Origin of the sequence: Prevotella sp. oral taxon 317 str. F0108 (assembly GCF_000162415.1) — a bacterium.
GTDB classification, from domain to species: Bacteria; Bacteroidota; Bacteroidia; order Bacteroidales; family Bacteroidaceae; genus Prevotella; species Prevotella conceptionensis.
Genome location: NZ_GG740076.1, coordinates 1 through 5,279 on the forward strand (window position 1 = coordinate 1; position 5,279 = coordinate 5,279).

General features: G+C 50.7%; 4 protein-coding genes. 1 reads left to right on the forward strand and 3 read right to left on the reverse strand.

Annotated elements, in window-relative coordinates:
* Positions 1-118: 118 nt before the first annotated feature.
* A complete protein-coding gene (gene pckA / locus HMPREF0670_RS12590; protein ID WP_009231538.1) occupies positions 119-1,732 on the reverse strand; it encodes a phosphoenolpyruvate carboxykinase (ATP) in 1,614 nt (537 codons plus the stop codon).
* Between the two features lie 272 nt (positions 1,733-2,004).
* On the opposite strand from pckA, the gene upp reads away from it, so the two are divergent.
* A complete protein-coding gene (gene upp, locus HMPREF0670_RS12595) occupies positions 2,005-2,664 on the forward strand; it encodes a uracil phosphoribosyltransferase (RefSeq protein ID WP_044078296.1) in 660 nt (219 codons plus the stop codon).
* Between the two features lie 394 nt (positions 2,665-3,058).
* On the opposite strand, the gene xpt is transcribed toward upp, so the two are convergent.
* Both xpt and HMPREF0670_RS12605 read right to left on the reverse strand, forming a co-directional pair.
* Positions 3,059-3,628 carry a xanthine phosphoribosyltransferase gene (gene xpt / locus HMPREF0670_RS12600; protein WP_009231540.1) on the reverse strand — a complete coding sequence of 190 codons (570 nt, stop codon included), beginning with the start codon at positions 3,626-3,628 and terminating at the stop codon, positions 3,059-3,061.
* A gap of 184 nt (positions 3,629-3,812) precedes the next feature.
* Positions 3,813-5,135, reverse strand: a complete 1,323-nt coding sequence (locus HMPREF0670_RS12605) for a nucleobase:cation symporter-2 family protein (RefSeq protein WP_009231541.1) — start codon at positions 5,133-5,135, stop codon at positions 3,813-3,815.
* Positions 5,136-5,279: the final 144 nt, after the last annotated feature.

Here is a 5,279-nt window from a genome sequence, read left to right on the forward strand (position 1 = left end):
AACCCACTAGACACGCACTTTTGTGGGCTGCAAAAAGGCACAAAAAAGCTCGCCCCACGAAGGAGCGAGCCAACAATTTAAAAATGATCTATGAAAAAATCAATGCGCTTAAAGCCAATTACAACTTTGGACCAGCAGCTACGAGAGCCTTACCAGCCTCGTTGCCTTCGTACTTCTGGAAGTTCTTGATGAAACGGCCAGCCAAATCCTTAGCCTTCTCGTCCCACTGAGCGGGGTCGGCATAGGTGTCGCGAGGATCGAGGATGTTGGTAGCAACGCCTTCGAGAACGGTAGGAATTTCGAAGTCGAAGATAGGCAACTTCTTGGTGGGAACGTTGTTGATGGCACCGCAAAGGATGGCATCGATGATGCCACGGGTGTCCTTAATAGAGATGCGTTTGCCCGTTCCGTTCCAGCCGGTGTTAACGAGGTAAGCCTTAGCACCGTTCTTGGTCATCTTCTTTACCAACTCTTCGGCATACTTCGTGGGGTGGAGTTCGAGGAACGCCTGGCCGAAACAAGCCGAGAATGTGGGCGTGGGCTCGGTGATACCGCGTTCGGTACCGGCAAGCTTAGCGGTGAAACCCGAAAGGAAGTAGTACTTGGTTTGTTCGGGCGAGAGGATGGACACGGGAGGCAGAACGCCAAAGGCATCGGCGCTGAGGAAGATAACTTGCTTAGCAGCGGGGCCAGCCGAGATGGGGCGAACGATGTTCTTGATGTGGTTGATGGGGTAAGACACGCGCGTGTTCTCGGTGGTGCTGCCGTCGGTGAAGTCTATCTTGCCATTGGCATCTACCGTTACGTTCTCGAGCAGTGCGTTGCGGCGGATAGCACCGTAGATGTCGGGCTCGCTTTCCTTATCCAAGTTGATAACCTTAGCGTAGCATCCGCCTTCGAAGTTGAATACGCCGTTGTCGTCCCATCCGTGTTCGTCGTCGCCGATGAGCAAGCGTTTCGGGTCGGTAGAAAGGGTGGTTTTACCCGTACCAGAAAGTCCGAAGAAGATGGCGGTGTTCTCTCCGTTGAGGTCGGTGTTGGCCGAGCAGTGCATGGCAGCGATGCCTTTGAGGGGCAGGTAGTAGTTCATCATGGAGAACATACCCTTCTTCATTTCGCCACCATACCAGGTGTTAAGGATAACTTGCTCTCTGGTTGTAACGTTGAACACAACGGCTGTTTCTGAGTGTAGGCCCAGTTCCTTGTAGTTTTCAACCTTAGCTTTCGATGCGTTGTAAACGATGAAGTCGGGCTCTTGGTCCAGTTCTTCTTGGTTTACGGGCTTGATGAACATGTTGGTAACGAAGTGGGCTTGCCATGCAACCTCCACGATGAAACGGATCTTCATGCGGGTGTCTTTGTTGGCACCGCAGAAACCGTCAACCACGAAAAGGCGCTTGTTAGAAAGTTCTTCCTTAGCCAGCTTGTTAACGGCAGCCCAAGTTTCCTTGCTAGCGCGGTGGTTGTCGTTCTTATATTCGTCGGTGGTCCACCATACGGTGTTGTGTGAAGTCTCGTCGTCAACGATGAACTTATCCTTAGGCGAACGACCGGTGTAAACACCCGTCATAACGTTAACGGCGCCCAGTTCGGTTACTTGGCCTTTCTCAAATCCTTCGAGGCCGGCTTTGGTCTCTTCTTCGAACAACACTTCGTAAGAAGGGTTGTAAACAACTTCTGTTGTACCTTTAATTCCGTACTTTTCTAGTACTGACTTGTCAAACTTTGCCATTTTTTAAATATGTTTAAGTGTGAAATTTTATCCTAAGCACATGTCTTTTGGTATGCAGCGCAAAGGTAGCAAAATCATAAATAACCACCAAGCTTGCGAGAGAAAAAATGCGCGAACGGCTTTCTTTTTAGGTTAAAGAAAGCAAAAATAAGGGTGCGCCGCCACTTTTGCTATTTGCACATTACAAAAATAAGCGGGAATTTAATACTTTTGCATGGCAAAAGATTAGCCGAAACATTTAACAACCCCATATACTTATATTTCTGACGATAATGAAGATAGTAAATTTTAGCGAACAGAACTCGATTGTAAACCAGTACTTAGCCGAAATGCGCGACGTGGATTACCAAAAGAACCGGCTGCTTTTTCGCAACAACATTCAACGCATTGGCGAGTTGGAGGCGTACGAGATAAGCAAGACTTTGGACTATGAAGCGCGCAACATCACGACACCTTTGGGCACGTCGAGCGTGCAAGTGCCTACGGATAAGATTGTGCTGGCCACTATCTTCCGCGCAGGGTTGCCCTTCCACAATGGGTTTTTGAATATCTTCGACCACGCCGGCAACGCCTTTGTGTCGGCTTATCGCGAGTATGTTGACGAGCAACACACCAAGGTGGGCATACATGTGGAGTATCTGGCCACGCCGAACATTGAGGGCAAGAACCTCATTATCGCCGACCCGATGTTGGCAACGGGTGGTTCGATGGAACTTGGTTACAAGGCTTTCTTGACCAAAGGCACGCCCAAACGCATACACGTGGCTTGCGTTATCGCATCGCCCGAGGGCATTGAGCATATCCGCAAGACGTTCCCCGAGGACAAGACCACCATTTGGTGCGCCGCCATCGACCCCGGATTGAACGAACATAAGTACATTGTGCCGGGTTTCGGCGATGCCGGCGACCTTTGCTATGGCGAGAAGGTGTAGACACCATAAAACTTAAATAGCGATAAAACGCAAAAGCTTAAATAGCGATAAAACGCATACGAGGGCCAGCCTAACTTGCTTGAAAAGTTGGGCTGGCCCTCGTTTTGATGGGGTGGTAAGGCCTTATTTGGCGGTTTCTAAGAGTTGTTTGGGGCTGGTTAGGTGGGCAGGAGAGCAAACATCCCTAGCCTTGGCATAGCAGACGTAGTAGGGCTTTTTCGATTCTGTGTAGGCAGAAGGACGGATATCTCTGGCCTTGACATGGCAGACGTTGTAGGGCTTTTTCGATTTTGTGCGGGCTGAAGGGCGAACATCCCTGGCCTTGGCATAGCAGACGTAGTAGGGCTTTTTCGATTTTGTGCTGGCAGAAGGGCGAACATCCTTAGCCTTGAGCTTAATCTCTCAACTTAATTTTGCAGTTATCCAAGCTTTCTACGGTGGCCAATGCCTTATAGCGGATGCCCATTTGGCGCAGGGCATCGCCGCCCTTTTGGAAAGCTTTCTCGATGATGAAGCCCATACCTTCGAGGCGTGCGCCGGCTTGTTTGCAGAGGTCTATCACGCCCATCGAGGCGTTTCCGTTGGCCAAGAAGTCGTCGATAAACAGCACATGGTCTTGCGGGGTGAGGTAGTCGGCCGAGATACACACCGTGTAACTGCGGTCTTTGGTGAACGAATGCACCACCGAAGTGAGCATGTTGTCCATCGTTTTAGGCTGCTTTTTCTTGATGAACACCACGGGCAACTGCATGATGTAGCCCACAAGGATGGCGGGCGCGATGCCGCTAGCCTCGATGGTGACAATCTTGTTGATGTGTGCGTCGGCAAAATGCCGGCTGAATTCCTTCGCTACTTCCATCATCAGGTTGGGGTCCATCTGGTGATTGATAAAGCTGTCTACCTTTAAAATGCCGCCTTCGTAGCATTTGCCGTCTTGAAGAATGCGCGTTTTTAATTTATCCATTTGTGAGTTGGTGGGTTTGGGAGTTGACAAGTTGATGAGTTAACGAGTTGATGAGTTGACAAGTTAACGAGTTTATGGTTTTTTGAATTGGTGGGTTTTTGAGTTGTTGGGTTTATGAGCTTTTGAGTTGATAAGCAGATTGTAAGCGAAAACTTACCAACTTATCAACTCATAAACTCACCAACTAAATTCGCTTTCTATTAAACAGAGTGTTAGCTAAGATAGCTGTTAGTCCGCCCGTGGTGATACCCGACGAGAAGATGGTGCGTACCCCTTCGGGCAATTGTTTCAGTATGTCGGGCATTAGTTCGACGCCCATTCCCAATGCCAAACTAGCTGCAATAACCAACACGGCCTTGCGGTCGAGCTTCTCGCTGCACACGATGCGAACACCTGCGGCGGCCACCGTGCCGAACATCAGTAGCGTGGCACCGCCTAATACGGGCGAGGGCATGAGCGAAAATACGATGCCCACGATGGGGAAGAGGCCCAAAACCACCAACATGGCAGCGATGAAGTAGCCCACATAGCGGCTCGCCACGCCCGTAAGCTGGATAATACCGTTGTTTTGAGCGAAGATGGAGTTGGGGAATGAGGAGAAAATACCTGCCAAAAGTGAGTTGAGTCCATCGGCGAACACACCTCCCGAAACGCGCTTTACGTACACTTCGCCGTCTACGGGTTCGCCCGAAACCATCGAATTGGCCGTTACATCGCCCGTGGCCTCGATGGCCGTAACAAGATAAACCAATGCCACGGCAATGATAGACGAAACGTTGAAGTCGATACCTAGCTTGAAGGGAACGGGTACATAGAACGATTTTACGTCGCCTACGTTCAGACTACCAAAGTCTACCATGCCCATGCAGAGTGCCAACACATAGCCAATAACCACGCCTAGAATGATAGAGCTCATGCGTACGTATTTGTTGTTGCTGCAATTCAGGGCGATAACACTGGCCAAAACCGTGGCTGCAACGATGAGGTTGCGTGGCGAACCGAAGTCTGCCGCTGCAAGATCGCCCCCTCCACAGGCCATTACGCCTGCCTTAACAAGGCTCAATCCGATGAGCATCACCACGATACCGCTTACCAAAGGCGTTATAATTCGCCGTAAATACTTAAACGAATAGCTAACGGCCATCTCTACGGGAGCGGCAGCAATGCAGGCTCCGAATATCAAGGGCAGCCCGCCGGCCTGACCAATGGCGATGATTGGACCAATAAACGAGAAGCTGGTGCCTTGCACACAGAGTAGTCCGCAGCCCACTGGACCGAACTTGCGACATTGTATAAATGTGGCAACACCCGACACGAAGAGGGCCATCGACACGAGAAAGCCCGTGGTGGCGAGGTCCATCCTCAGGGCTTTGGCAATGATTAGCGGTGGTGTGATGATGGCCACGAAGATGGCGAGCAGGTGTTGAACGGCCGCAAAAAGGGTTTCTTGCAAGGGTGGGCGGTCGTTAACGCCGTAAATAACGGCTTTGGTTGTCTTTTGTTCCATGTGTTATCTTGAATAAAAAGCGTCAGTCCCAACCCCTCTCGGCCTCACCCCAACCCCTCTCGGCCTCACCCCCCAACCCCTCTCCAAGGGGAGAGGGGAGTGATATGCTTTGTGAAACCTCACCCCCAACCCCTCTCCGAGGGG